Source organism: Bacillus methanolicus MGA3 (assembly GCF_000724485.1).
In the GTDB taxonomy this organism is placed as follows: Bacteria; Bacillota; Bacilli; order Bacillales; family Cytobacillaceae; genus Bacillus_Z; species Bacillus_Z methanolicus_A.
Genome location: NZ_CP007739.1, coordinates 47,379 through 74,186, shown reverse-complemented (window position 1 = coordinate 74,186; position 26,808 = coordinate 47,379). Strand labels below are relative to the sequence as shown.

Here is a 26,808-nt window from a genome sequence, read left to right as displayed (position 1 = left end):
ACGGAAAAGGAAGGATTTATACCTTAAGAAACGTGCATGAGTTCCAAATTCCCACCTTGACAAGGAAATAAGCTTCATCCAAAAACATGACCAACTTAATAAGGCGGTGTGGGCGAAGCCAAGCTAATTTAAAAGTTTAAGCTCTTTCCTTATATGCTTGAACTGGAATGGAAGCCCACTTTGGCGTATTATGCTTTATTTTTGCTACAACCACGGTCATATCGTCTTCAATAAAGCCTGCTCTTGACCGAATGACTTCTTCCATGATTAAGTCCGCAATTTGTTGAGGATCGTCTGTTTGTAATTCTTGAATTTTTCGCTTCATCCAAAAATCATAGTTTTCGACATGTTTAGGACCTTCAAATACTCCGTCGCTCATCATGATCAATAGATCCCCTGCTTTGAGCTGTTCACTAACGACATCAACTTCAAAATCCTGTAAAATTCCTATTGGCAAATTGCTTGAATCAATCTTTATAATCTTGCTGTCTCTTTTTATAAAACTTGGAGCTGAACCAATTTTCAAAAACTTTGCGGAAGCATTTTGCAAATCAATCATTGCTAAATCAAGAGTGGAAAATATTTCGTCCGTCGTTCTGAGCGATAACACAGAATTAACGGATTTAATTGCCACTTTTTCTTCGATGCCTGATTGAAGAATCTTTTGCAGTAATTGGAGTGTTTCTTTGCTTTCATAATGTGCCCGTTCTCCATTGCCCATTCCGTCGCTAATTGCAATTGCATACTTGCCAAACCCTAATTCGATCGTCGAGTAACTGTCTCCTGAAACGAGCCCACCATCCTTTGCAGCATAAGCTACTCCGGTTTCCACTGTGTAAGCTTTCGCTGACCGAAACGTAACATAGCAAAATTCGTTCGGGACTGTTGAGCATTCTTCAGTATTCACGACTATCGTTTCTCCAAGGATGTCCGAAAGCATTGGAGCAATGAGTTTTTCACATTCCCCATGTCCGCGGCAGTTTGGTATGGTCATTTCAATATCCACATTTCCTTGCTCCAAGTTGTAAATTTCAACATGTTCGATTTGTATGCCAAATGATTGGAGCGCTTCAAGGATATGCTCTTCTTGTTTATAATGGTTTTCTCTTTCTCTTTGTATTTCCTTTGCAAAATCCTCCATAACTTCTGAAACACCAAGCAATTGGTCTGCTACTAATTTACGGCTTTCTTGAACTTGTTTTTTCAGCCTTTGATTAGCATGATAAAAGGTTAATTCCTGTTGTATAACTTCCAATACTTTTTTTGAACGAGTACAATGCTTTTCCCAGTCACGGTACAACTTTTGCGAAACGGCTCCCGAACCTTCTTCAATCTCATGCATAATTTCTTTCATGTAGTCATATGTTGTATTAAAGTTTCTTGTCCAGCAATGTTCTTTCTTAAAACATGTCTGGCATGTTTTTTCAGTAACATTACTCAAAAAATAATCCAATTCACGGTCGTTTGAATCTTCATCTGCCTCTACCTGGTCTAAAGAAGTAAAGCTTTTTGATAACGCTTGAAATACATTAGAAAACTGGGCTACTCTTTGCGCAGTCACATCACGCATTTTTCTCATATATTGCTGCTGTTCAGCTGCGTATTCCGGTGTTCCAGGAATATATACTGCCAGCTTGGAAGTTAAAATAGTTGGTGTAAGAAAGAATAACAATACTGCGGAAGTTGATTCAAGCAAAGTTTTTGTCAATGTTCCGCTACCTTCGCCATACATGCCAATTAGTAATGTAGCAATGAAAAGACCGATTGCGACACCAGTCTTTTTCCCTTCTTTCAAAAGGCCTCCCAAAAGCCCCGCAAACGCAAGAAGACTCATATGATAAAAACTCGAAACATTAGCAAGACTAAATATTAAGCCAGTAACTACCCCAACCGTCGATCCTACAGTTGCACCAGCTACAAACGAAAATAATAAAACAAGATACCTGGACATGATATGTTCGACAGATAAATCATAGACAGACCAGCCAATTGTACCTGTCATAATAGAAGCAAGCATAATAATTAGACAAACAATTTCTTCCGTTTTTAAAGATTGCCGGCGTTTGGTTATCGTTAATAATGGAATGCTTTGCAAAAAAATTAAGGTCAGGATAAAACCAAGGCTTGCCTCTATACCAGACATCATCCCGTCATATAGAGTAACTTGTCCAGAAAAAACGAAGCTTTCTGCAGTTTTTCCGATCAGCAAGATCGAAAAAACGTAAAAAGGAAGAGCTTTCATTTCATTTTTCAGCCATTTCTTTGAAATGCGAAAACAAAAAAGAAAGAGAAAAACAACTACAAAAGTAACAGCCGCGATTTTTAATGATAGTGTAGCAGCACCCCCAACTAATCCAATTAGTGCGAGCGGCGCTCTGTCTCTTCTTAAAAAATACACAGCAGCAAAAAACGGGAGGCTAAATGGAGTTAACTTTGCCAATATTAATGCTCTTCCAAGCAAAAAACCAATAAACAACAAAAGATAACCCTTTTTTATAAAGATATATTCCAGTTTCACTTGAAATTTATGAAGGATCTTTGCCAATTCCAATTTGGGCCGTTCAAAATTTACTTCTCCAATCGGTTCGATTAAATTCCGTTCTGCCTTTTGCACTCGACTCCACTCCCCTAATTTTTATATTTGGGGATTATTATAAAAGAAGCTTACTTAAAAGTTTGTCAAAATGCGGACAAGTAATTGAAATTCGTTCGACTCTTTTCATCTTAATATCCGAAAAGAAAACAGAAATATCAAAATATTTCACTTTACAGTGCCCGCAATTGCTAAAAAAGCTTACTCATACTTATTGATTAAAATTTCCAAAAAACCAACATTTTTCTTTGTATTATTTATTGACACAATCTTAATAACTATGTATTATATTTCATGTGCCTTTTACAATGGCGGCGTAGCTCAGCTGGCTAGAGCGTACGGTTCATACCCGTGAGGTCGGGGGTTCGATCCCCTCCGCCGCTATATCGAAATGCGGAGAGCGCCGGTTAAACACCGGCGCTTTTTTGTGTGTTCCTACAAATAAAAAAAGGCAAGCCTTAAAAGACCAGCCTTTTACATACTAATTTATTTAGATTTTAAAACCTGCTATCTATCATAAATAAGCAGCAAGTTAGATTAACCACGTCTGGCTCCTCTTCCTCCGCGTTTTGATTCAGTATGACGCTTTAAAGACGATAAACGATCTTCACTGTCCTTTAAGAAACGAGCCATTTTTGATTCGAAGGATTCGGCTCTGCTATTATTCCGGTTATCGTTTGTTCTCCCTTGACGCGGGCCGCCTTGACGTGAGCGAGGCGAATAAGAATGTTGTGGTTTAGTCTGTTCGCTTCCTTCTTTTGCCTTTTTAATGGATAAGCCAATCTTTCCATCTTTTTCAACATTAATAACCTTAACTTCAACTTCGTCTCCAACTTTTAAATGGTCATTAATATCCTTAACATAATTATCTGCGACCTCACTGATATGAACAAGACCTGTTGAGCCTTCTGGCAGCTCCACAAACGCTCCGAAATTAGTGATGCCAGTGACCTTTCCTTGCAACTTGCTGCCTACTTCGATTGACATAAAAAAAATTTTCCTCCTTAAAAAAATAAAAAATCATACTTATTACATATTATACAAAATTAAGAAAAAGAGTGTCAATAATACTACTTTACGGATGTTTTTTCCTTTTTCTCTTTTGGCAAATTAAAGATAATTTCATTATTCTCAGATAGGAAATAATCTCTCCTGGCAAGTTTTGCTATATAGTCGTCATCGTTTAATTTAACAATTTCCTCTTGCAGCACATTCTGCCTTTTTTTGAGGTCAGATAGTTTTTCTTCAAGAGCTCTCTTTTCTTTTTGTTTTTCTTCAAGGATGGAGGCTTGGGATACAAGAGTTGAGATCATCACAAAAGACACAGCTGCAGCAAAGATAAAAAAGACGGTGAGACGCCTAATCAGCAGTTTACGTCTGCGGTTTGCCGAGATTTCAGCCTTTTCCAGCTTTCGGGAATACGTTGTTTCAATTTTTGCAATGTTGCGTTTTCCTACTGCACTCACCGTTTGCAAACCTCCTTACTCTTTACGATTTTTCCATCTATTTTTAAAGCTTACAACATATTTCTTTAAACTGTGTATAATTCCTGCCATTTTATTATATAACTTCTCGACGAATTTTTTAATGTTTTTCGGCATAAGCCTCCAAAAAAAGAAAAGCAAGCCCTGAATTGGTCTCCAAAGAGTCTTTCCTATAAATACTAAAACCTTAAAAACAAATTTAACAAGGGCAAAAAGACCCCTTCCAATCATAACAACAATTGAAATGACGAGTAAAAATAACGATTGAAGAGGCCTTATGATAAGCATTTGAATAGTCTTTACAACAAACTTATAAGTCGCTACAAAGATGGATATAGCAAATTCCAAAAGTCGCAAATACAGTTGTTTGATCAAGCTTTGATACGCCGCGAATCCACACAAAAGAGCAATAAAAATAAAAAACCTTATTTCTCCCTTATTGACAAGAAACAAGACATAAAAAATGATAAGTGCCTGCAACAGCCAAAAGAGTAAATCATTCATAAAAACAAACCATTTCTTTCGACGGGAACGCTGTAAAAATCGGTTATACGTATCAAGGGCGGCCCCGAAAAAACTGCCCATGCCAATCATGGCTAGCATCGTAATGAACTGTGTTGACAGGGTCATCGAAACAACTTGCTAAAAATTCCTTTAGCTTTCTCCCCGTGGTGCTCGTCTAAATAAACAATATCGTACACTTTCCCTTTAATGGAAACAATCCCTTTATCGACATCAAGATTTTTCATTTGCAGGTTTTGACCGCGTATTGCGAGAAAACCCATAACAGTCTCCAGCAAAAATTCCTCGTTATCAAAACTTTCTACTTGCTTGACTCCTGTTATATCAAGCAAGCGCCTGCTCCTCATAATGATGTCATGTTCCTGGACGGGGCTTTTGCTTGAATTATTTGTTTCGTAATATTGACTCATCATCATCCCTCACAATCACAATGTACAACCTTTTTGTACATGTGTATGTAAAAAGCGGGATAAATAGAACAAGAGCGGAGGACGAAACCCCCGCTTTCCTCAATTATTCAGTTTCCTGTATTCTCTCTTCTTTAATGACAGAGTACATTTCAGCCGCTTCTTCTTTGCGAGATGTTTCTTGAAGCTTTTCTACTTTTACAGTTACAATCTTCTGGCCAAACCGGATAGTCAGTTCATCTCCTTCTTTCACTGTAGAGCTGGCTTTTGCTTGCTGGCCGTTAATTGTAATCCTTCCTTGGTCTGAAACTTCTTTTGCTAATGTCCGGCGTTTAATAAGCCGTGAGACTTTTAAAAATTTATCGAGCCGCATTCTTTTCACTCTCCCCTGTTATTTACGTTATAATCCTTGTTTTTTTGCTTCGTCCCAAAACGAATCAAGTTCTTCTAATGAAAACTGTTCAAAGGATTTACCGCTCTCAATCACTTTTTGCTCTACATAGGAAAATCTGCGGATAAATTTTTGATTAGCCTCAAACAAAGCTTCTTCAGGATCAATATTGCAAAACCGGGCAATATTAACGAGTGCAAAAAGCAAATCTCCATACTCTTTAAATAAATTCTCATTCTGTTCTGGTTTTACAATCTCACTCTGAAATTCTTCTAATTCTTCTTTTACTTTCTCCCAGGCAGGCTGAATTTCTTTCCAATCAAAACCAACTTTTGCCGCTTCTTTTTGCAACGCAAAAGCTCTCAGCAAATTAGGCAGGCCTCTTCCTACCCCTTTTAACCTAGAGGAAGGCTTTCCACCTTTTTCTGCCTTTTTAATCTGCTCCCAATTTTGCAAAACAGCTTCTACATTTAGAGCTTGGGTATCGCCGAATACATGCGGGTGGCGTCTAATCATTTTTGCAGATATTGATTCTATAATATCATCAATGGAAAAGAACCCTTCATCCTCTCCAATTTGCGCATGAAGCATTACTTGCAAGAGCACGTCTCCAAGTTCTTCAATCATATGATCAATATCGTCAAGATTAATTGCTTCAATTAATTCATAAGCTTCTTCAATTAGATATTTTTTTAGCGACTGATGTGTTTGTTTTTTATCCCATGGACATCCGTTTGGTCCTCTTAATTCAGCAATAATTTCCCTAAGCTTTGTAAATTCTTTATAAAGCAGCTTTTCATCAGAAACCGGAGGAATGTATACAGATGTTAAATTGTTTAACTCCATTTCCCTGTCCAGTTCGTAAAGTGGAATTTTCTTAATGCATTCGTTTTTGCTTCCTGCAGCTGTCACAATATAGATTTCATAATCATCAGGAAGCTTTTCCATCAAAGTTAGTTTTACTTCGGAGGCAACAAAAGCATCATAAACCTGGCCAATAATAACGTGCTGGGTAAGATTTATATTGTCGCGTTTTAAAAATGTGCCATCGAGTAGCTGAAACCCTTCAATCGGATCGATTTTTAAAGCTTGAAAGAGAGAGTCAAGAAAACTTTGACCTCCCCCGATTTCTATTTCAATCCCCTGTTTTTTTCCCCTTTCTAACAATAACTGTACCGTTTTTTCAGCAACAAGGGGATGACCGGGTACTGCATAAACAATTGTTTCTGCAGCTGCTTGTTGCAGCAGTACAGTGCAAATTTCCTCATAAACATCTTCAAATTTTTCATGTTTTTCATAAATATAATCAAAGGACTCAAATTGAACTCCCTCTTTTTCGAGCTCATAAACAACTGGATGCTCTTTTGTCCGTAAATAAATATTTTTACTTCCAGTAAGTTTTTTATATACCCCTAATGGGAGCTGATCTAAATCTCCCGCACCAAGTCCAACAATGACAATTTTTTTGGCCATATGGTTCTTCTCCTAATCTCTTTTTGGCAGTAATAATAATAACTTGCTTCCTAATGGAAGCAGTGCAATTTCTTCTTTCTTAAGGATATGTCCTCTTAAAATGATCCATAAGTAGACAAGCCCGCCAAGTCCAACTGCGCTGACAGCCTGAATCGCTGATGCAATGCGGCCTGCTTCACTTATAAAAAAGAGTCGATCTGAAAACGTTATATAAACATGCAGGATCAAAGCCATTACACCTGCCGCCAACATGACAACGAATAACAAGCGAGCCGATAACAATCGAGTTCCAATAATCATCCAAACTTTCACCATCAATAATATCATGATAAAAGCAAATGTTGCTAAAGATGCCATCGCAGCTCCCATAATGCCGAAAGAAGGAACTAAGATAAGATTTCCCATAAGCTTTAAAGCAAACCCGGCTAAGATGGTCAATGCAGGAAATAGTGTATAGCCCATACCCTGAAGAATGCTCGATAAAGTAATAATAATAGAGCTTAATAAAATGATGAAACATAAGACAGCCAGCACATTAGAGCCTTCTGAGTTTTCAAAAAGCATTTTATTTGTCGGCTCGATAATGCTCCATAATCCGACTGAAGCACCAGTTCCAATAATTACACTAATTTGAATCGCTGATTTAATTTTTTCCAACAATAGATCTTTTTTCGCTTTTAATTTTTCACGAGAAATCAACGGTACAAGTGTTAAAGACAATGAAGTCGCAGGCGCGGTTCCAAGCTGGATGAGCGGCTGGCCGCGATCATAAATTCCTTTCAGGACTTTTGCTTCTTCTCGGCCTGCGCCTGAAACAATAAGCAGGGAATATAAATTGAGGGAATCTGCCAGCTGAATAATAATCAAAAGCATTCCAGTAATACAGATCGCTGTCCCTTCAATGGACAACGCCTTTATCATTCTGGCCGTTTGAGAGCGCGTCAGCCTTAAAGCCTTTGTAAATACGAACTTTTTATTTTTTTTCTTAAGAAACAACCATAAAATTAAGGCTGATGTAAGTGCGCCGGTAACCGAACCAAACACTGCTCCGGCCCCGGCAAAATAAAGAGGGTAATCCTTTGCCATAAAAACAGAAGCTAATGTCAGGATTGTTGCAACCCTGACCGTTTGTTCACCAATCTGCGAAACAGCAGTCGGCACCATATCATTTTTCCCTTGAAAATAGCCTCTTAAAACAGAGATAAACGGAAAGATCAGAAAAACAAGCGATATGACTTTAAATAATGGAGCAAGATTTGAATCTCCCATCAGCCTAGACAACCAGTCTGCTCCGGTATACAATCCGAAAAAACAAATCAGCCCAAGCAGCAATAAAAAAAAGAAAGAGATAACTAAAAGCTGATTGGCTCCATCCCTATCATTTAGAGACATCTTCTCTGCATAAAGTTTTGAAATGACGACCGGAAACCCATAGGTAGAAAGAACAACTGCCGCTCCATAAAACGGATAAACTTGCTGGTATATGTAAAAGCCGATGTCACCTGCAATATTTTGAAATGGAACCCGATAAATGGCACTTAATATTTTTGTAATGATAGCAGCGACTGTTAATAAAAACGCTCCTTTAACAACCTGTTTTGATTCAATCTCGGGCTTCATCGCCCATCCCCTTCCAAAAACAATATCGAACGTATTATAACATAGAAAAGCGGAAGCGACTGCCCGAAACTAGACAACACAAAAAAGCGTACGCACTGGCTGAACAAATACTTGTCCAGCCAGTGCGTGCGCTCAAACCTTTGCATTCAAATAATCATTGTTCCATTTGTCTTGCAAGAAAGCTAGCAGCTGTTTCTACAGATTTCTGCTCAACTTCTCCGAGAGAACCGTCCTTTGAAAAGATAATTACTGCTCCAATTGGGTCCCCATTTGCAATGATCGGTCCAATCGTATAAGCAGAAAGAGGTTCTTCATATCCATCAACAAGGGATACGGATGATTGTTGATTTTGAAGAACAGAATTCCGTTCTTCCATTATTTTCTCTACAAGATCACTAATGTTTTTATTTAAGTAGTCCTTTTTCGAACCGCCGGCAACCGCAATATAAGCATCTCTATCACAGATTAATACAGGATTCCCTAAACTGTCATATAATGCTTCAGCATATTCTTTTGCAAAATCACCTAACTCACTAATAGGAGAATACTTCTTTAAAATTACCTCTCCATCACGATCCACAAAAATCTCTAATGGATCTCCCTCACGTATACGCAAAGTTCTGCGAATTTCTTTTGGAATAACTACTCGACCTAAATCATCGATTCGACGAACAATACCTGTTGCTTTCATTCAACGATGCCTCACTTTCATCTGATGATTATTTTCTTTTGGCAATGTATCAAGTTCTCTTTATTTGAAATCATCACCAAATTTGAACTTAGTATCTTTCATACGGAAAGTTCTATACACAATCTAATATTTTTTCTTACAAGCGATAAATATACCAAAAACGGATAATCATACCAATAAAAAAGCGGTTACTTAATAGAAAATACCCTTGTTTGTTTATTTTAAACATCATTACCAATACAATTCAATGACAGAGCAAGAAATTCCGTATAAAAGCCTATTGTTCAACCGGGTCTTTTTTCGCATCATGCAAACCCTGAATCATCTCAAATGCAATATTCATCCACATTGGAATATCAATCCCTTTAATATGAAGAACCATTTTCAGCTTTTTCCCTTCCATGCCTAAGCCGACAACTCTGCCATGTTTGCTGCTTAGTTGGAAAATTTTCTGGCCGTCTATATCCTTACTTCCTTCTTCCGACAATAAAATCAGCACTTCGTTTTTCGTCTGTTTTATTATTTCTACTCCGGCAAGCTGGCCGTAAACCTTCATCTCAGCAATTTGGAACAAATATGCAACCTCATCAGGATATTCTCCAAATCTGTCGATCATTTCTTCCTGAAGTTCTTCTATATCATCAAGGGAACTAATAGCCCGGAATCGTTTGTACATTTCTATTTTTTGGTGACCGTCCGCGATATACGAATCAGGGATATAAGCATCAACCTCTAAATCAATCTCAAGCTGGGTTCTCTTTGGCTGTTCATTGTTACCTTTTCGTTCCTCAATTGCTTCTTTCAGCATTTGTGAATACAGGTCAAATCCAACAGAGTCGATAAATCCATGTTGCTCTGCCCCAAGCAAATTGCCTGCTCCCCGGATTGATAAATCACGCATCGCGATTTTAAATCCTGATCCTAGTTCGGTAAATTCTTTAATGGCCTGCAAACGTTTTTCTGCCACTTCTGTCAACACCTTATCTTTCCGATAGGTAAAATACGCATACGCAACACGGTTGGACCTTCCTACCCGGCCCCGCAATTGATAAAGTTGAGAAAGACCCATTTTATCAGCATCATAGACTATCAGAGTATTAACATTCGGGATGTCTACCCCGGTTTCAATAATTGTTGTGCTGACAAGAACATCGGCTTCCCCTTCAATGAAAGTGAGCATCACAGATTCTAGTTCATTTTCCGACATCTTCCCATGGGCATATACAACCCTTGCATCAGGAACAAGCATCGAAATTTCTTCCGCTTTCCTCTCAATGTCTTCAACCCGGTTATATAAGAAATAAACTTGTCCTCCTCTTGCAAGCTCTCTTTCAATCGCTTCTTTGACAAGACCGCCATTATATTCCAATACATATGTTTGGACAGGGAAACGATTTTCAGGCGGCGTCTCAATAACCGACAGGTCCCTCACCCCTAGCATCGACATATGAAGAGTTCTTGGAATTGGTGTTGCCGTTAACGTTAATACATCGATATTTGTTTTCAGTTGCTTGATTTTTTCTTTGTGGGCAACCCCAAATCGCTGTTCTTCGTCGATAATCAATAAACCTAAATCCCGGAAAACCACATCTTTCGAAAGAAGACGGTGAGTCCCAACTACGATATCAATCGTTCCATCTTTTAGTCCTTTTAATGTCTCGGTCTGTTGTTTTCTTGTCCGGAAACGGCTTAATAACCCAATCTTTATTGGATAATCCTGAAATCTTTCCTTCATTGTTTCATAATGCTGCTGGGCAAGGATTGTCGTCGGAACAAGAAACGCAACTTGCTTGCCGTCTGCAATCGCTTTGAAGGCAGCGCGGAGGGCAACCTCTGTTTTTCCGTAACCAACATCTCCGCACAACAGCCGATCCATCGGACGTTCCCGCTCCATATCTCTTTTAATTTCATGTATAGAACGAAGCTGATCTTCCGTTTCTTGATAAGGAAAGGCAGCCTCAAATTCTCTTTGCATCTCTCCATCCGGGGAAAAAGCATATCCTCTGGCCGCTTCCCGTTCTGCATAAAGCTTAATCAAATCATCCGCAATGTTTTGTACGGATGATTTGACTTTGTTTTTTACCCTTTTCCAATCACTGCCGCCAAGTTTATAAATTTTTGGCTCTTTTCCCTCTGAGCCAACATATTTTTGCACAAGATCAATTTGTTCAACAGGAACATAAAGCTTATCGTTCCCTTGATAGCGGATATGGAGATAGTCTTTGTGCACACCGTTAATCTCAAGTGTTTCAATACCTAAATATTTCCCAATTCCATGGTTAACATGGACAACATAATCCCCGACTCGCAATTCGGAATAGCTTTTGATCTTTTCTGCGTTTGAAAGTTTCTGGCGGCGCGCCGGTCTCTTTGTTTTTTTATTAAATAGTTCTTCCTCGGTAATGACTGCGATTTTTTGAATCGGAATTTCAAATCCTGTATTCAGGCTTCCCTCAATAATTTGAACTTTTCCCGGCAATAATTCCTGGTTCTCGCCTGTAACGGTTGCATCAATTTCATAATCCTCAAGTACTTTTTGAAGTTTTTTTACTCGTTCTCTATCAGGCCCTAGAAAAACAATTGAATAATGGCCTTTTTTCCAGCGATCAATTTCACCCTTCAACACATGCATTTGTCCATGGAAATTTTGCATTTGTTTGCATGAAATATTAATTATATTTTGCGGATTTGTATTTGGAACGTGCCTAAGGAATAAAGACAAATAAAGAATCGACCGTTTCGTTGTTTGAAGTAAATGATGGAGCTGGTGTGAAATTTTTATATCATGAACAATTTGCCCTTCACTTAATAAACTTGTATACCATTCAGCCTCTTCTTTTTCTAAAGAATCGTTCATCTCTTGTACTCTGCTTATCTCATCAATAAAAATTAGTCCGTTGTCAGGTAAATAGTCTAGTAAACTACCGGCTTTTTCATAGGCAAATGATAGATATTTAAATACTTGCTCCGGTTTTTGCCCATTTTTTAACTGTTCAAGCTCGTAACCGATATTTTGTAAAAGCAATGCTTTTGATTTATCGTCTTTTATTTTGTTCAAGCTTTTTGCTAATCCGTCTTCAAGTTTGTTAATAATATTATCAAAATGCTCCGGTTCCAGTGGATTCTCAGTTGCAGGGCCAATTAAAATTTCTGCTAGTTTTTCTTTGGAGCGCTGATCTTCCAGTGAAAAAGAGCGAATGGAATCGATTTGTGTATCAAATAATTCAATCCGGATCGGCTCAGGCTCCGTTAATGGATAAATATCGATAATACCGCCTCTCAGGCTGAATTCTCCCGGAGATGAAACCATGTCCGTACGCACATAACCCATTTTAATGAGCTTCTGCAAATATTGTTCTAAATCTATTTCATCTCCAAGTTTTATAAAAAGCTGATAATGTTCCCAGAGAGATTTTGGCGGCAAAATTTTTCGCAGTCCGGCAACAGGAACAATTACAATTCCATTTTGGTTTTTGCTCCAATGATTCACCGTTTCAATACGCTGGGCTTTCAATTCAGGGCTTGCTATACTCATTTCAGCCATAATCAGTTCATTGGCAGGATATAAAAACACTTCTTTCTCTCCGAGCATGCCGGCCACATCATCATATAGTTTTTGTGCTTGTAATAGATTATGGGTTACGACCAGAATCGGCTTTTTTGTTTGTTGATAGACGGAAGCTAAAAAAACCGTTCTGGCCGACCCGGATAATCCGGCAATCAACTGCTCTTTTAAGCCTGCATCCAAACCGGAAATAACCGATTGTATATCATCTTGTTTATTAAATTGATTAATAATTCCTTTCATAAAAAACCTCCTCTCCAAACAGAAAAGCGAGGCGACTGCTTAGGGACGAAAAACATAAGACGGACCGCGAGGAGGCAGCTCTTCAGCCGCCACAGCGGTACGGCTTATGTCTCAAGTCCCTAGGAGCCGCAGCTGGACAATCGAAAAGCGGAAGCGGCTTGATCAGGCCCGACGGGCATAAGACAGCCTCCGAGGAGGCAGTTCTTCAGCCACCACAGGAGGATGGCTTATGACCCCGAGGGCCTAGCCGCTGCAGCTGAACAAACAGAAAAATGCTTTGGATGAATGTCCAAAGCGTATTAATGAAGCAAGAAATCATATTGGTGATAGTCAGGATTTCTCTCCAAAACTTCCTGGCAGTCTTCGCAAATAGATTTTATGTGGATATTGCCTGAATTATCATATGATATCATGTCTTGCCGTTCTTCACCTGTTAACTTATGCAAACCAAGTGATTCCGCGTGAACAGACATTTTTTCTAACCTTCCAATTTCTACTCCGCAATGGCGGCAATGATAATGTATGGTCAAGCCTGTCCCTCCTTGTATCATCTTTCAATAAACATATTATTTACGAATTTGGAGGAACTTATTCATTTAGAGATCATTGAGTATTTTAGGTCTACAGTTCATGATTTATTGATTATATTCATTCATTACCTGGATAAAAGGCTTTTGCAGCCAAGCTTCACATGCTTCAGCACATTTCTTTATTACATCATCCATAATTTCCTGTTCATCCTCTCGAAACCGGTCCAAAACATAATCAACGACACTCATTCCAGCAGGCGGCCTGTCAATTCCAACGCGAATTCGGTTAAATTCTTGAGAACCTAAATGGGCAATCGTCGACTTCATTCCATTATGGCCGCCTGCACTCCCTTTTTGCCGTAGCCTGATTTTCCCTACAGGCAAATCGAGATCATCATAAATAACCAGCAAATCTTCAAGAGCAATATCATAATAGTCCATAACGGCTCGAATGGATTCACCAGATAAATTCATGTATGTAAGCGGTTTTAATAAAATCAGCTTTTCTCCGTTCACAAAGCCCATTCCATAAATTCCTTTTAGCTTTGCCTGATCTAACGGAATTTTTAGTGATTCAGACAGTCTATCAATAACTTCAAATCCAATATTATGCCTTGTTTTATCATATAGTTTTCCCGGATTGCCAAGTCCGACGATTAACCTCATTTTTCCCACCCTTTATTTTTAAAAAAATCTCGTATTAAAGTTTATTTCAAGACTCTTTTTGCTATTATAAACTAAAAAAGCCCTTGTTAAAAGAATTGTATAACAAGGGCTTTTACCATCTATTCTTCACTAGCAGGTGTTTCTCTTCCTTCTTCGTTCTCAGGAATACCTCCATCTTGTTTTTCACCTGAGCTTATTTCTTCCTCTTGCTTAGGTGGCAATATGGAACAAATAACTTCTTCTTCATCATGGTTTATTTGGTATGGTTTATCCGCTTTGATATCTGCAATTGTCAAGGCTTCCCCAACTTGAAGATTTGTTACATCCACTTCAATAGAATTTGGAATATCACCAGGTTTTGCCGTGATGGATAAACTATGCAGCGGTTGTTGCAAGACTCCTCCGTCTTTCACACCGGCTGCTTCACCAACGAGATCGATTCGTACATCCGCGTCTATTTCTGATGACATATCCACAGCACGGAAATCAGCATGGATCAATTCCTTTTTCAAAGGATCTTCCTGGTATTCCCTTAGTATGACTTGATGCTGATCCCCATTAATATCCAAGGAAATAATCCCATTTCTTCCAACTTTACGGATGGTTTTTATTAAGTCTTTCGCACTCACATAAATTGGCTTGCTTTCCACTCCGCTGCCATAGATAACTGCCGGAATATTTCCTTGTTCGCGCAATTTCCTTAAAATGGAGCTGCGAAACTCCGTCCGTTCTTTTGCTTGTAAAACAGCACTCATAAAACGTCACCCTCCTAATCTAAAGTCAAAGTCTATATATAAAAATACCCTAAATCAGGAAAGTCTAAACGTTTGTATACTGAATTCTTTTCCGGCTCATTGAAAATATGAAAACGGAGCAAGGCTTGCTTAAATTAGCAAGCCATACGCTTTTTATTTAATTAATTAATCAAAAAGTGTGCTGACAGACTGCTCTTCATGAACACGGATAATCGCTTCCCCGATCAGTGGAGCAACTGAAAGCTGAACAATTTTTTCACTTCTCTTTTCTTCTGGCAGGGCAATAGAATTTGTCACAACCAATTCTTTAATTTTTGAGTTTTCAATGCGCTCAATGGCAGGTCCCGATAATACAGGATGTGTACAGCAGGCAAATACTTCTGACGCTCCATTATCTACTAAAGCATTAGCCGCTAAAGTAATCGTTCCTGCAGTATCAATAATGTCATCTATTAAGATTACCACTTTACCTTCAATGTTCCCTACGATATTCATAATCTCAGCTACATTTGGCTTTGGACGCCGTTTATCAATGATAGCAATCGGAGCTTTCAAGCGCTCTGCCAATCTCCGAGCTCTTGTTACTCCGCCATGGTCTGGAGAAACAATCACAATATCTCCATCGAAATCTTTGTTCTTAAAGTATTCTGCTAAAATTGGAACACCCATAAGATGATCGATCGGAATATCGAAGAACCCCTGAATTTGTGGTGCATGTAAGTCAAGTGTAATGACACGGCTAGCACCAGCTGTTTCCAGAAGGTTGGCAACCAGTTTCGCAGTAATCGGTTCACGAGCACGAGCTTTGCGATCCTGACGAGCATATCCGTAATATGGCATTACAATATTAATTGTTTTAGCAGATGCTCGTTTTAATGCATCAATCATAATTAATAATTCCATCAAGTGTTCATTGACAGGCAGGCTAGTAGATTGAATAACGAAAACATCACAGCCGCGAATACTTTCTTCTATATTAATTTGAATTTCTCCGTCACTGAAACGGGTAACTGAACATTTTCCAAGCTCTACACCGATCACTCTTGCTATTTCTTCGGCTAATGCAGTGTTGGAATTCAAAGCAAAAACTTTTAAATTCAGGTCTAGATATTGGTTGGGCATGATTGACCTCCATATATTGCTTATTTCTTAAGATTTAATTTTTCAACGTAATTTTCTTTATTGACTTGGCGGGCACGTGCGATCGACAATGCTTCTGCCGGTACATCTTCGGTAATTGTAGAACCTGCAGCAACATATGCACCCCGGCCAATTGTTACCGGTGCAACCAGATTGGAATTACAGCCGATAAACACTTCGTCTTCGATTTTCGTTAAGTATTTATTTTTCCCGTCGTAGTTTACAGTTATAGATCCGCATCCGATGTTAACACCGCTGCCAACCTCTGCATCTCCGATATAGCTGAGATGTGAAGCTTTGCTTCCTTTTCCGAAATCAGATTTTTTAATTTCGACAAAGTTTCCAATCCTTACTTCATCATGTATATTCGATTCCGGACGAATGTGAGCAAATGGCCCGATGTTTACAGAGGAGCCAATCATGCTATTATGAGCTACAGATTGTCGGATAACCGTGTTCATTCCGACCTGACAATCTCTAATTTCACTATTTGGGCCGATTTGGCAGTCAGAACCAATAACAGTTTTTCCACTTAATACAGAACCTGGATAAATAATGGTATCTTGACCGATTTCAACATCAGGACCAATGTACGTATGACCAGGATCGATGATCGTAACGCCATTTCGCATATGAAATTCATTAATTCTTTTTCGCATGATCCGCTCTGCTTCAGCAAGTGCAACACGATCATTTACGCCTAATGTTTCTTCAAAATCTTCTGTTTGATAAGCACTTACTGTCTCTCCTTGTTTTTTCAGAATTTCAATCACATCTGGCAGATAGTACTCTCCCTGGACATTGTCATTTGAAACATGCTGCAATGCTTGAAATAGGGCGATATTATCGAAACAGTATGTTCCAGTATTGATCTCTTTTACCGTACGTTCATCCTCTGTTGCATCCTTATGTTCAACGATCTTTTCGACAAAACCTTCGCCATTGCGAATAATTCTTCCATATCCGGTTGGATCTTCAAGCTTCGCCGTTAAAATCGTTGCTTTCGCATTTGTCTCTTCATGATGCCGAAAAAGCGCTTCCATTGTTTCAGCCTTGATCAGAGGTGTATCGCCGCAAACAACAATGGTCACTCCTTCTTTTCCTGCAAGCATCTCTTTTGCTTGCATAACTGCATGGGCAGTGCCTAGCTGTTCTTGCTGAAGGGCATATTTACTCTGGCCGCCAAGCTGTTCTTTCACTTTTTCTGCTCCATGTCCAATAATCGTCACGATTTCATTTATGTTAAGCTTAGAAACTTGATCAACAACATGTTGAACCATTGGTTTGCCGCATACAGGATGAAGTACTTTATAAAGCTTTGACTTCATTCTTGTCCCCTTGCCCGCGGCTAAAATGATGGCATAACGAGTCGACATTAACAGTCCTCCAATTTACCTTTTTATCCATAAAGAATATATCTTAAAAAGACATTCATTTCAAGAAATGATCATTAAGTACATATTTTTGTCATTATAGGAAACATCACAAAAAATAATTACGAAGCAATTAAGAAGATGTGGTTTATCTATGGAAGGATCGGGGAAAAGAAAAGCACAGACATTTTTTATCATAGATATTTTCTAAAAGATTATTGCTTCTAGAAAATCCGTGAGCTCCTTGACGTCTGTTCCATCAAACGCAGCGTGCATTCACAGTAAGTCGGAAATCCTATAGATCTCCAATATGTATTTTAGAGCAAGTGTTCCTATATTTTCAATAGCATCAAAATCTGCGGAAAAAACCTTTATAAAAATAAAAAAGAGCCTATCTATGAAGTAGGCCCTAGTTGTATATCCTTAGGAAGCTCCGGCTTCTTCAAATTCTACTTCTAATTCACCTAAACGGTGGTACTCAGCCAAAACAGCTTCTTGGATTTTGCCGCGTGTTCCTGAATTAATAGGGTGAGCAATATCGCGAAACTCCCCATCCGGAGTGCGTTTGCTCGGCATGGCAACAAATAATCCATTATTTCCATCAATAACGCGAATGTCATGGACAACAAATTCGTTGTCGAGAGTGATTGAAGCAATTGCTCTCATTCTTCCATCCGTGTTAACGCGGCGTAATCTAACGTCAGTTACTTCCATTTTGTTCACCACCTTTACCCTATAGATAGATATCTAATTATATATTTCAACATTATTTCCAATTTTCCTTCTTAAATAGTAAAATTTTTTAGAAAAATTAGGGTAAATCGGTGAGACATAATTTTTATATTGAATTTTTATGGAAGCATTGCTTCATAATGCCTAATATGACCCCTATTTTACGAGGGCAATTACTTCGATTTCGACTAAAGCATCTTTTGGCAAACGTGCTACCTCAACGGTTGAGCGCGCCGGTTTATGAGTAGAGAAATATTGGCCATAAACCTCATTTACTGCTGCAAAATCATCCATATTTTTTATAAAAACCGTTGCTTTCACAACTGTCTCCAACGAAGCCCCAGCTTCTTTAAGAACAGCCTGTAAATTTTTAAATACTTGATGTGTTTGTGCTTTAATGTCTCCCTCGACCATAACTCCTTCAGCAGTCAGCGGGATTTGCCCTGAACTGAAAAATAAGTTATTGACGACAATCCCCTGGGAATAAGGGCCGATTGCAGCCGGAGCATTGCTTGTTTGAACCGCTTTCACTTGACATCCTCCTTTTTTTTTATTTATTTTATCACTGCCTGAAAAGTTCTGTCTAACGATTTCCAATATTCATTGAAAAGAAATTGCCTTCACTCACTTTTATTTTTTTCTCTTTCACATCAACGTCAGAAAGGCGGACAAGTGACAGATATTCATCCACTAAACGCTCTTCAATATTTTCAGATTCAACTAACACTGCTATTCCGGCTACTTGAGCATTAAATTCTTCTAGCAGGCTGATCATCCCATTAACCGTTCCGCCAGCCTTCATAAAGTCATCCACGATTAGTACTTTGGATCCTTCTGCCAGGCTTCTTTTTGAAAGAACCATCGTCTGAATTCTTTTTGCCGATCCAGACACATAATTGATGCTTACCGTCGATCCTTCCGTCACTTTGCTATCTCTTCTGACAATCACAACAGGAACATTTAGCTGGCTGGCAACAGCATAAGCAAGCGGTATTCCTTTCGTAGCAACCGTCATAACGACATCGATTTCGGTATTGGAAAAAGCAGAAGCAAACATTCTCCCTACTTTGTTCACAATTTGCGGGTCGCTGATTATGTCAGTCATATATAGATAGCCTCCGGGAAGCAGTCTTTCCGGATTTCTGATTAAATCACAAAGATGCGCAATAAACGGTCTTACTTCTTCTTCTTTCACTTTTACAAAAAATTTAACCCCGCCTGCCGCACCAGGCACCGTTTGCAGCGTACCAATTCCCCTTTGTTCAAAGGTTTCTTTAATAATTGCCAAATCTTCACTAATAGACGATTTAGCAGAACTATACCTTTCAGCAAAAAATGTTAACGGAACCAATTGACGAGGATGCTCCAATAAATAATTCGTCATATCGACCAAACGTTCGCTTCGACGAAATTTCATAAACAGGACCTCCAAAAAATCCGAATATTTTAATGATAATATATCATTAATGTACGGATTTAATCAAGTATATTCCGTTCCCCCAACATTCTTACCGCATATACTTGATCACAAAATCCTCTTAAACCGTTATAAATACGGTGAAGCCGTGAATCGTGCTGAACGAGGCCAAATACTGTTGGGCCGCTTCCGCTCATTAATACGGCATCTGCACCAAATCTTTTCATTTGATCTTTTATCAACACCACCTCTGGATGCATTTTCATTGTTACATCTTCAAGTACGTTCCCCATATTTTCGCAAATCTTACTGTAATCTTTCGTTTCGATTGCTTTTATCATTTCTTTTGTGTTCGGGTGGTTGATACGACTTAAATCAAGCCTGCGATATACATCGGCTGTTGAAACCCCAATAGAAGGCTTTGCAAGAATAACCCAGCATGTAGGAGGAGCAGGAAGTTCCGTTATAATCTCTCCTCTTCCCTTGGCAAGTGCTGTTCCCCCATATACGCAAAAAGAAACATCCGATCCAATTTCAGCACCTATTTCTGCCAGCTCGTCCAATGACAGTCCAAGGTTCCATAATTTATTTAAACCCTTTAAAGTAGCAGCTGCATCACTGCTGCCGCCTGCTAATCCGGCTGCAACAGGTATTGTTTTTTCAATACGAATCATTGCGCCTTTTTTCACTTGAAACCGTTTCTTTAAAAGCTGTGCTGCTTGATATGCAAGGTTGCGCTCGTCATCAGGCACATAATGATTATGGGAAATGATTCGAATTTGATCCTCGTCCAGCAATGAGAGCTCCAAGCGATCTGCCAAATCAATTGTCGTCATAATCATTTCTACTTCATGATAACCATCTGTTCGTTTATATAACACATCTAATGTTAAATTGATTTTCGCCGGGGCTTTAACCAAAAGCTTCACTACGTCCACCTACTCTTTTACAAAATTCGACGATCTCCATATTTTGTCCTATTGTACCACATAACGCCATCTGCAAAACGTAACATTTGAACATTCTTCACAAATAAGATATTTTATCATTTCTAACGAAAAGCGCAAGCGCCTTGATCAGCCCCGACAAGCGCTGGAGGTCCTGCCTGTGAAGTCGCTCTTTGACTTCATTGGCAGGACCGAAGCGACCTCGAGGGGCTAGGCGCTGGAGCTGGACAATAAGAAAAGCGCAAGCGCCTCTTAATTCTAAATAAAAAAGAAAAGCCGAGCTTTTTGCTCGACTTTTTTGCCGCGGTAAATCCTGAATGTTCTTTTAGAATAAATCGTCCTTATTGCCATTGTTGCAGATATCAAAGAAATTATTGTCTTGAAGCCAGCTGTTCTTCAGCTAGTTCGATTGCACGTTTAACCATATTTCCCGCATCTCGTGCTTTAATTCCGCCCCATCCTTCTTTTTGGACAACATCATAAAACCCAAGCTCCTTCGCAAGCTCTTCTTTGAGACGCTCTGACATGATTCCTCTTCTTCTGCCCAATACAAACATCCCCTTTCTTTACACGCAGCATTTATAGTATTGGTTTGCCGTCCTTTTTCATGTAAACCTTTTTTAACCTTTGAAAAACAAAAAAGCGCCAAAAAGACCCCCACATAATCAGAGATTTGAAGTGGGAGTCTTTTGGCTTGGAAAGAAAAAAGAAGCAAACCATTTGTTTGCTGTTCGCTTTAAAGCGTAATTTTGTCAGCTTAAAGCAACATTTCTTGATGTATCTTCATAGAAGGTAATTTGAACCGTTTCAGTTAAAATATCTGCATAGCTGTATGATACACGTTCAAATGCATTTTCATCCTGGTCCAATTCGACCACAAACACTGCAGGATACGTCTCTGCTAAAATACCGGAACGCTCAATCGTTTTTCTGCGTCCACCGTTCGCCTTGAGCATTAGTCTTTTCCCTAAATTTGAATCAAGAGCTTTTTTGATTTCCGATAATGTTTTTGGCATTCGGTCCACCTCACTATGTAAAGTATAACACACAAACATATTTGAGTCAAATAAAAAATATAAATTATAACAGTCATTTGAAATGATTGTCAATAATTTTTCTTTTATTTTTTCCTCCAAATTTCAACATTATTAGGTTGACCTTTTTCGACAAAGATTATGTATGCTCTGCAAAAAAAGCCGTTTTTCAAAACGAACGGCTTCCATTTTATTCTTGATCATGATATTCAATATGAAATGGCATTCCTGTTCTTAATACACCGCGCGTTTCAATTCCTCCGAGACCTTTTTCCCCTGTTAATGTATTCTTTAGAACATCCCACACATTAATCCTTTCCATAAAAGGAGTGAAGCTTATTTTTGCGACGATATAAACAGGATCAAGTGCATGAATATTTACTCGAGAAGGTGAGCTTGCAAAGTTTGCACCTGCTTGAATCAGTGATTCAAAATGAGATTGGCATGCGCCAGCGAAAATAACTAGCTGATCTAAATGAGGCACTTTCTTTCTTGCTTCCCTCACTGTCAAAGCAAAATCCTTGGAATGCCGATACGCATTCAGGTCTGTTATTTTTCCTTTAGATTTTGAATATGCATCATGACCGGTAATCACCAAAATATCCGGTCGGTAATAGTCAATTAGATGTCCAACTTTGTTCGGCATTTCTTTCTCATTGCAATGAACTCCAAAAACAGGAACACCGACTTTTTCATATAACATTAAACATTTTTTTAAATAAGAAGGGTCGCCATCCACATGAAGAACTTTCCCGGGAATTTGAAAATATTTCACTGGTTTCGTATACCCGCCTGTTACATCGTATTCTTGCTTTTCTTTTAATAAATCCACATCTTGGCGAAATAGCCTGAACGACTGCTCTTCAAGTGACTGAAATTCTCTTGACAGTTTCATTCGCTTTGATGGATCGACCTTTATTAAATCCTCGTACGGTGCATCGGCAATAAGCCGAAAATCTTCTCCATATAAAATAACATTTTTCCTTCCATCTTCGTACCTTATATCAATCACTCTAAACAAAATGTCACAACGATAAGAAACCCTTCCGACAATATCCCTGATTTTTATCTCCACTGCCGTCACTCCAACTAAGCCCCCGCAATGAGGCTTTCCTAATCATTTACCGTTTCTTTTCATAAGCTATGCAAAAGACAGTAAACATGTGATAAGAAAAGCGGAGCCGACCGTTTAGGTGCGACAAACATAAGGCAAAATCGCAATAATATCTAAATTTCAGCTCCCTGCAAAAAACAAAAAGACCCTTTACGGGCCCTTAGTGATAATACACATAAAGTTCATCGCTCAACCGGCCAAATTCTTCGATCGAAAGGGTTTCTCCTCTTCTTCCCGGGTCAATACCCGCTTGATTAAGTGCAGCAAGTATAGCTTCTTTTTTCTCTTTCCCATTTGGAAGTTGGCTTGTTAAGTTGTTTAGAAGCGTTTTTCTCCGATGTGCAAAGCTTGCTTTGATAACTTGAAAAAAGAACGCTTCATCACGAACCTTAACGGGCGCCACTTCTCTCCGGGTTAGCCGTATGACTGCAGAATCTACATTAGGCTGGGGTACGAACACTGTTTTAGGGACGACCATGACTGTATCAGGTTCTGTGTAATACTGAACGGCTATTGAAAGAGACCCGTAATCTTTTGAACCCGGTTTTGCCGCTATCCTATCTGCTACTTCCTTCTGAAGCATAACAACGATACCTCTGATTGGCAGATTTTCTTCTAAAAGCTTCATAATTATTGGAGTCGTTACATAATAAGGCAGATTGGCGACAACCATTAAATCATTTACCCCTTGAAACTCCTTTTCAATGATTGCTTTCACATCAGCTTTTAATACGTCCTGATGAATAATTGTTACATTGGAATAAGGCGACAGAGTTTCTTCTAAAATCGGAAGTAAGCGTTGATCAATTTCAAATGCGACTACTTTTTTGCTGCTCTTGGCAAGCTGCTCTGTTAAAGCACCAATACCCGGTCCTACTTCAATTGTTCCGGTCTCAGAGGTTAATTGTGCATGGTCGACAATTCGTTTTAAAATATTCGTATCAATTAAGAAATTTTGACCTAGGCTTTTTTTAAAAGAAAAGCCGTATTTTTCAAGTATCATTTTCGTTCTTGCAGGCGTAGCTATATCTTTATTCATCTTGCCCCTCCTGTCTAATTACAGCAACAGCAGCCGCAAAGTCCTCACGAGAAATCTGAAACATCAAAAGCCTTTTATGTAGCTGTTTCCCGTTTGTATATCCGATTTTCAGTATTTTACCTAATTTTTCACGCCGTTCTTTCGAGCCGTTTCCGCCGATTAATCCGGCCGCAATTAAATCATCTTTTGTGATTTCCTCATTGATTGCTTCTTTCATGATTTGAGCATGCACGAGCGCCTCCCTGATCATTTCAGATGAAGCATGTTCAACGCCTACTCCCTTTCCATTCTTTTCTATGGCAGCTTCTTTCGGCAAAAATGCATGTTTGCACTCAGGTACATGGCGTGCAATTGTTTTTCTTATTTTTTCACCCGGAAAATCAGGGTCTGTAAAAATAATGACACCTCTTTTCTGATGGGCCAGTTTTATTTTTTCAATCGTTTCCTCGCTGAGAGCAGAACCATTCGTTTCGATCGTATCTGCATCAACTGCTCTTTTGATTGCTAATGTGTCATCTTTTCCTTCCACTACAATTATTTCTTTAATCTTCATTTGTTCCTCCACTCGAAATCGAAAAGCGACTTCTCGACAAGACAGCCTGCCGTACGTGCTTTTGCTACTATTGAACAAAATACTTTAAAATTTTTTAGTTTTTTTGAAAAAAAACTGAAACATTTTTGTAACATTAAACGTCTATTTATTATGAAAAAACCATAAAATGAGACTAGAGAAACACTCCCCCAATAAGTATAAAGAAAATAGGATAATATGCAAAATGCAGAGGATACACTGATCTCCCCTGCATAAATAAATTAATTTAATACCTTGATTTTTACCATTTTATTTCCCCAACGATAAGCTTGTTCATTTGTCGGAAAGAAAACATCTATTTTATAACCGTTAATCGCAGATCCTGTGTCAGCGGCCACGGCATATCCGTAGCCTTCAACATAAACCTTTGTTCCTAGCGGGATCACCCGAGGATCAACAGCAATAACCTTTACATTCGGATTTGCTCTTAAATTTATGCCGGAAGAAGTTATGCCGGAACAGCCATTGCAGCTGGCAGTATACGCGGTTGAGTTTACATAAAATTCCCTTCCGTCTTCAGCACTCCCGCGGGATACTTGCTCAGAGATGACTTTCGTGCCGACTGCTACAATTTTATCCTGTTTATCCTTTATCTTCTGTTCGCTGATTAATGTTCTGGAAACTTCTTTTCCATTTTCTAAAACAACTTCATACTTTTTTGTTAATAAACCTTGCTCGCCTTCCTTAATAACTTTTTCAGATCCTTTTGTTAAGTTAGCATCTTTTTTAGTGACGACTGCAAAGTTTATTGGTTCTTCCACTACATCGGTGACTTTTTCAACTCGAATGACGTTTACAACGGCATTTTTTTTGACTGTCTCATGTAACTTAGGTTCAACACGGTCTAAATCCTTTAGTGTAATCCCTTGCTGTGATAAAAAGTCAGCGACCGTAGTCGAAGTTGACCATACTTGTTGTTTTTTTCCGCCGTCAACCAGCGTTAATGGAAAAGCTCTTTTGATTCCAATTTGCATTTTGTTCTTAATTGCCTCTTCTGGCTTTGGCTGGACAACGTCATGTTCATTTATGATAATCTTTTGTTCCAATAAAAGATCTTTTACAGTTTCAGCTGTAGTCCAAACAGTTTTTTGTTCTTTACCCTGTACGACTTGAACCTGTTTTGCCGGTTTCCATACAATTTTTAAATTATCTTTCACCTCCGTATTTAACGTGGGAAACACATAGTCTTTAGAGTGTAATGAAATATCAAGTTCATCGAATAGATCTTGAATCGTTTTTGCATGTGTTTTAATCACTTTCTTTTGGCCGTCAAGAGTTATGGCAACGGTCTTCTTCGTCGTCTCAAACAGAAAGATTCCGAAGACGGCAGCAAAAACTAGGAAACTAGCAGAAATAACGGCCAATTTTTTCTTACTAAAAGACTTGGAAAACAGGTTTTTCATGTTTCGAATCTCGATGAAAAACGCCTCCTTTTCTCGGAGTGATTATATTAACATTATCATCTCCTGTCAACCTAAGCCTTTTCTCCACACACAAACGTACTCATTCATGCACCTCCTACCTAAACATATTTCATATTATGCAAGATTTTATCTGGAAAGGAAAGGGAGACTTCTCGACATGGTTATCCTATGAATGAAAGAATGTATGTAGAACTTTATAGAATAAGAAAAAAATCGGACAAGCTCCCTCAAATTTCGACAATATTCCTTATCAAATTATGCCGAATAATTTTTTTGCATTTTCAGTTGTAGCCTTCGCTACATCCTCGACGGACAGCCCCTTAATTCCCGCAATTTGTTCGGCAACAAGCTTCACATATGCCGGTTCATTCCGTTTTCCACGATATGGATGGGGTGCTAAATATGGGCAATCAGTTTCAATTAACAAGCGTTCCAAAGGGATGGCCTCTGCCACTTCTTTTAGCATTTTCGCATTTTTGAACGTAACAGGACCTGCAATTGAGATATAAAAATTCATCTCGATGCATTCTCGGGCTATTTCTATGCTGTCGCTGAAGCAATGCATGATTCCCCCGACTTCCCAAGCACCTTCCTCTTTTAAGATTTCTACTATATCAGCTGTTGCTTCCCGATTATGAATGACAATCGGCAGCTTCACTTTTTTAGCGAGGCGGATTTGCTTGCGAAAAACTTCTTTTTGAATTTCTTTAGGGGACTTATCCCAATAATAATCTAATCCCATTTCCCCAAGAGCCACAACCTTTGGATGAGACGCAAGTTCCTCCAGCCAATGCAAATCTTTCTCCGTCATATCAATCGCGTCAACAGGATGCCAACCGACACAGGCAAAAATAAAGTCATATTTTTCAGCAAGCTCGATCGCTTTTTTGATGGTGGGACGGTCAAAGCCAACGACGGCGATATTGTTGACGCCTTCTTTTTTTGCTCGATTGATTACTTCTTCTAAGTCATCTTTGAACTGATCTGCGTTTAAATGTGCATGTGTATCAAATAACATTTGTCAATTTCTCCTTTAGATGTTCCTTTTATTACATA

General features: G+C 38.8%; 26 protein-coding genes and 1 tRNA gene. 1 reads left to right on the top strand and 26 read right to left on the bottom strand.

Features of this window, described 5'->3' with window-relative positions; translation table 11 throughout:
- Positions 1-136 precede the first annotated feature (136 nt).
- On the bottom strand, positions 137-2,614 hold the full coding sequence (gene spoIIE / locus BMMGA3_RS00370) for a stage II sporulation protein E (RefSeq protein ID WP_003347178.1): 2,478 nt from the start codon (positions 2,612-2,614) through the stop codon (positions 137-139).
- A 289-nt stretch (positions 2,615-2,903) separates the two neighbouring features.
- Between spoIIE and BMMGA3_RS00365 the strand changes: the two genes are divergently transcribed.
- Positions 2,904-2,977, top strand: a tRNA-Met gene (locus tag BMMGA3_RS00365).
- Between the two features lie 153 nt (positions 2,978-3,130).
- Here BMMGA3_RS00365 and BMMGA3_RS00360 read toward each other — a convergent pair.
- The 25 genes from BMMGA3_RS00360 to BMMGA3_RS00240 form a co-directional block, all read right to left on the bottom strand.
- Entirely contained in the window at positions 3,131-3,580 is a 450-nt protein-coding gene (locus BMMGA3_RS00360) for a S1 domain-containing RNA-binding protein (protein WP_003347176.1), read from the bottom strand.
- 83 nt (positions 3,581-3,663) lie between these two features.
- Positions 3,664-4,059 (bottom strand): FtsB family cell division protein, encoded by a 396-nt coding sequence (locus tag BMMGA3_RS00355; RefSeq protein WP_003347174.1) that lies wholly within the window; start codon positions 4,057-4,059, stop codon positions 3,664-3,666.
- Positions 4,060-4,074: 15 nt separating this feature from the next.
- Positions 4,075-4,707, bottom strand: coding sequence for a spore cortex biosynthesis protein YabQ (yabQ, locus tag BMMGA3_RS00350; protein WP_003347172.1), 633 nt, complete (start codon positions 4,705-4,707; stop codon positions 4,075-4,077).
- The gene (gene yabP / locus BMMGA3_RS00345; protein WP_003347170.1) at positions 4,704-5,009 is read right to left on the bottom strand and encodes a sporulation protein YabP; all 306 of its coding nucleotides are present in this window, start codon (positions 5,007-5,009) and stop codon (positions 4,704-4,706) included. Before yabP ends, yabQ begins: the two co-directional genes overlap by 4 nt.
- A 103-nt stretch (positions 5,010-5,112) precedes the next feature.
- On the bottom strand, positions 5,113-5,379 hold the full coding sequence (locus BMMGA3_RS00340; RefSeq protein WP_003347168.1) for an RNA-binding S4 domain-containing protein: 267 nt from the start codon (positions 5,377-5,379) through the stop codon (positions 5,113-5,115).
- A gap of 27 nt (positions 5,380-5,406) precedes the next feature.
- A complete protein-coding gene (gene mazG / locus BMMGA3_RS00335) occupies positions 5,407-6,870 on the bottom strand; it encodes a bifunctional methyltransferase/pyrophosphohydrolase YabN (protein ID WP_003347166.1) in 1,464 nt (487 codons plus the stop codon).
- A 12-nt stretch (positions 6,871-6,882) separates the two neighbouring features.
- Positions 6,883-8,490: a putative polysaccharide biosynthesis protein gene (locus BMMGA3_RS00330; RefSeq protein ID WP_003347163.1), complete on the bottom strand. Its 1,608-nt coding sequence runs from the start codon at positions 8,488-8,490 to the stop codon at positions 6,883-6,885.
- A gap of 154 nt (positions 8,491-8,644) precedes the next feature.
- Positions 8,645-9,181 (bottom strand): stage V sporulation protein T, encoded by a 537-nt coding sequence (gene spoVT / locus BMMGA3_RS00325; RefSeq protein ID WP_003347161.1) that lies wholly within the window; start codon positions 9,179-9,181, stop codon positions 8,645-8,647.
- Positions 9,182-9,458: 277 nt separating this feature from the next.
- Positions 9,459-12,989, bottom strand: a complete 3,531-nt coding sequence (gene mfd / locus BMMGA3_RS00320) for a transcription-repair coupling factor (protein WP_003347159.1) — start codon at positions 12,987-12,989, stop codon at positions 9,459-9,461.
- Between the two features lie 299 nt (positions 12,990-13,288).
- Positions 13,289-13,519: an anti-sigma-F factor Fin gene (locus BMMGA3_RS00315; RefSeq protein ID WP_003347157.1), complete on the bottom strand. Its 231-nt coding sequence runs from the start codon at positions 13,517-13,519 to the stop codon at positions 13,289-13,291.
- A 105-nt stretch (positions 13,520-13,624) separates the two neighbouring features.
- Positions 13,625-14,185, bottom strand: a complete 561-nt coding sequence (gene pth / locus BMMGA3_RS00310) for an aminoacyl-tRNA hydrolase (RefSeq protein WP_003347155.1) — start codon at positions 14,183-14,185, stop codon at positions 13,625-13,627.
- Positions 14,186-14,304: 119 nt separating this feature from the next.
- On the bottom strand, positions 14,305-14,940 hold the full coding sequence (locus BMMGA3_RS00305) for a 50S ribosomal protein L25/general stress protein Ctc (protein WP_003347154.1): 636 nt from the start codon (positions 14,938-14,940) through the stop codon (positions 14,305-14,307).
- Positions 14,941-15,105: 165 nt separating this feature from the next.
- Positions 15,106-16,062 (bottom strand): ribose-phosphate diphosphokinase, encoded by a 957-nt coding sequence (locus tag BMMGA3_RS00300; protein WP_003347153.1) that lies wholly within the window; start codon positions 16,060-16,062, stop codon positions 15,106-15,108.
- 20 nt (positions 16,063-16,082) lie between these two features.
- Positions 16,083-17,456: a bifunctional UDP-N-acetylglucosamine diphosphorylase/glucosamine-1-phosphate N-acetyltransferase GlmU gene (gene glmU / locus BMMGA3_RS00295; RefSeq protein ID WP_003347152.1), complete on the bottom strand. Its 1,374-nt coding sequence runs from the start codon at positions 17,454-17,456 to the stop codon at positions 16,083-16,085.
- Between the two features lie 420 nt (positions 17,457-17,876).
- Positions 17,877-18,167, bottom strand: a complete 291-nt coding sequence (gene spoVG, locus BMMGA3_RS00290; protein ID WP_003347151.1) for a septation regulator SpoVG — start codon at positions 18,165-18,167, stop codon at positions 17,877-17,879.
- 174 nt (positions 18,168-18,341) lie between these two features.
- On the bottom strand, positions 18,342-18,716 hold the full coding sequence (gene ridA, locus BMMGA3_RS00285; protein WP_003347150.1) for a 2-iminobutanoate/2-iminopropanoate deaminase: 375 nt from the start codon (positions 18,714-18,716) through the stop codon (positions 18,342-18,344).
- A gap of 52 nt (positions 18,717-18,768) precedes the next feature.
- Positions 18,769-19,602 carry a pur operon repressor gene (gene purR / locus BMMGA3_RS00280; RefSeq protein WP_003347149.1) on the bottom strand — a complete coding sequence of 278 codons (834 nt, stop codon included), beginning with the start codon at positions 19,600-19,602 and terminating at the stop codon, positions 18,769-18,771.
- A 59-nt stretch (positions 19,603-19,661) separates the two neighbouring features.
- A complete protein-coding gene (gene ispE, locus BMMGA3_RS00275; RefSeq protein WP_003347148.1) occupies positions 19,662-20,531 on the bottom strand; it encodes a 4-(cytidine 5'-diphospho)-2-C-methyl-D-erythritol kinase in 870 nt (289 codons plus the stop codon).
- A gap of 389 nt (positions 20,532-20,920) precedes the next feature.
- A complete protein-coding gene (locus BMMGA3_RS00270) occupies positions 20,921-21,097 on the bottom strand; it encodes a small, acid-soluble spore protein, alpha/beta type (protein ID WP_003347147.1) in 177 nt (58 codons plus the stop codon).
- A gap of 204 nt (positions 21,098-21,301) precedes the next feature.
- Complete coding sequence (veg, locus tag BMMGA3_RS00265) at positions 21,302-21,565, bottom strand: biofilm formation stimulator Veg (protein WP_003347146.1); 264 nt, start codon at positions 21,563-21,565, stop codon at positions 21,302-21,304.
- A 208-nt stretch (positions 21,566-21,773) separates the two neighbouring features.
- The gene (yabG, locus tag BMMGA3_RS00260) at positions 21,774-22,658 is read right to left on the bottom strand and encodes a sporulation peptidase YabG (protein ID WP_034669144.1); all 885 of its coding nucleotides are present in this window, start codon (positions 22,656-22,658) and stop codon (positions 21,774-21,776) included.
- A gap of 199 nt (positions 22,659-22,857) precedes the next feature.
- Positions 22,858-23,736, bottom strand: coding sequence for a 16S rRNA (adenine(1518)-N(6)/adenine(1519)-N(6))-dimethyltransferase RsmA (gene rsmA / locus BMMGA3_RS00255; RefSeq protein ID WP_003347143.1), 879 nt, complete (start codon positions 23,734-23,736; stop codon positions 22,858-22,860).
- Positions 23,729-24,289 carry a ribonuclease M5 gene (rnmV, locus tag BMMGA3_RS00250; RefSeq protein ID WP_003347141.1) on the bottom strand — a complete coding sequence of 187 codons (561 nt, stop codon included), beginning with the start codon at positions 24,287-24,289 and terminating at the stop codon, positions 23,729-23,731. Before rnmV ends, rsmA begins: the two co-directional genes overlap by 8 nt.
- Before the next feature lie 260 nt (positions 24,290-24,549).
- Positions 24,550-25,731: a resuscitation-promoting factor gene (locus tag BMMGA3_RS00245; protein ID WP_003347138.1), complete on the bottom strand. Its 1,182-nt coding sequence runs from the start codon at positions 25,729-25,731 to the stop codon at positions 24,550-24,552.
- Between the two features lie 271 nt (positions 25,732-26,002).
- Positions 26,003-26,770, bottom strand: a complete 768-nt coding sequence (locus tag BMMGA3_RS00240) for a TatD family hydrolase (RefSeq protein ID WP_003347135.1) — start codon at positions 26,768-26,770, stop codon at positions 26,003-26,005.
- Positions 26,771-26,808: the final 38 nt, after the last annotated feature.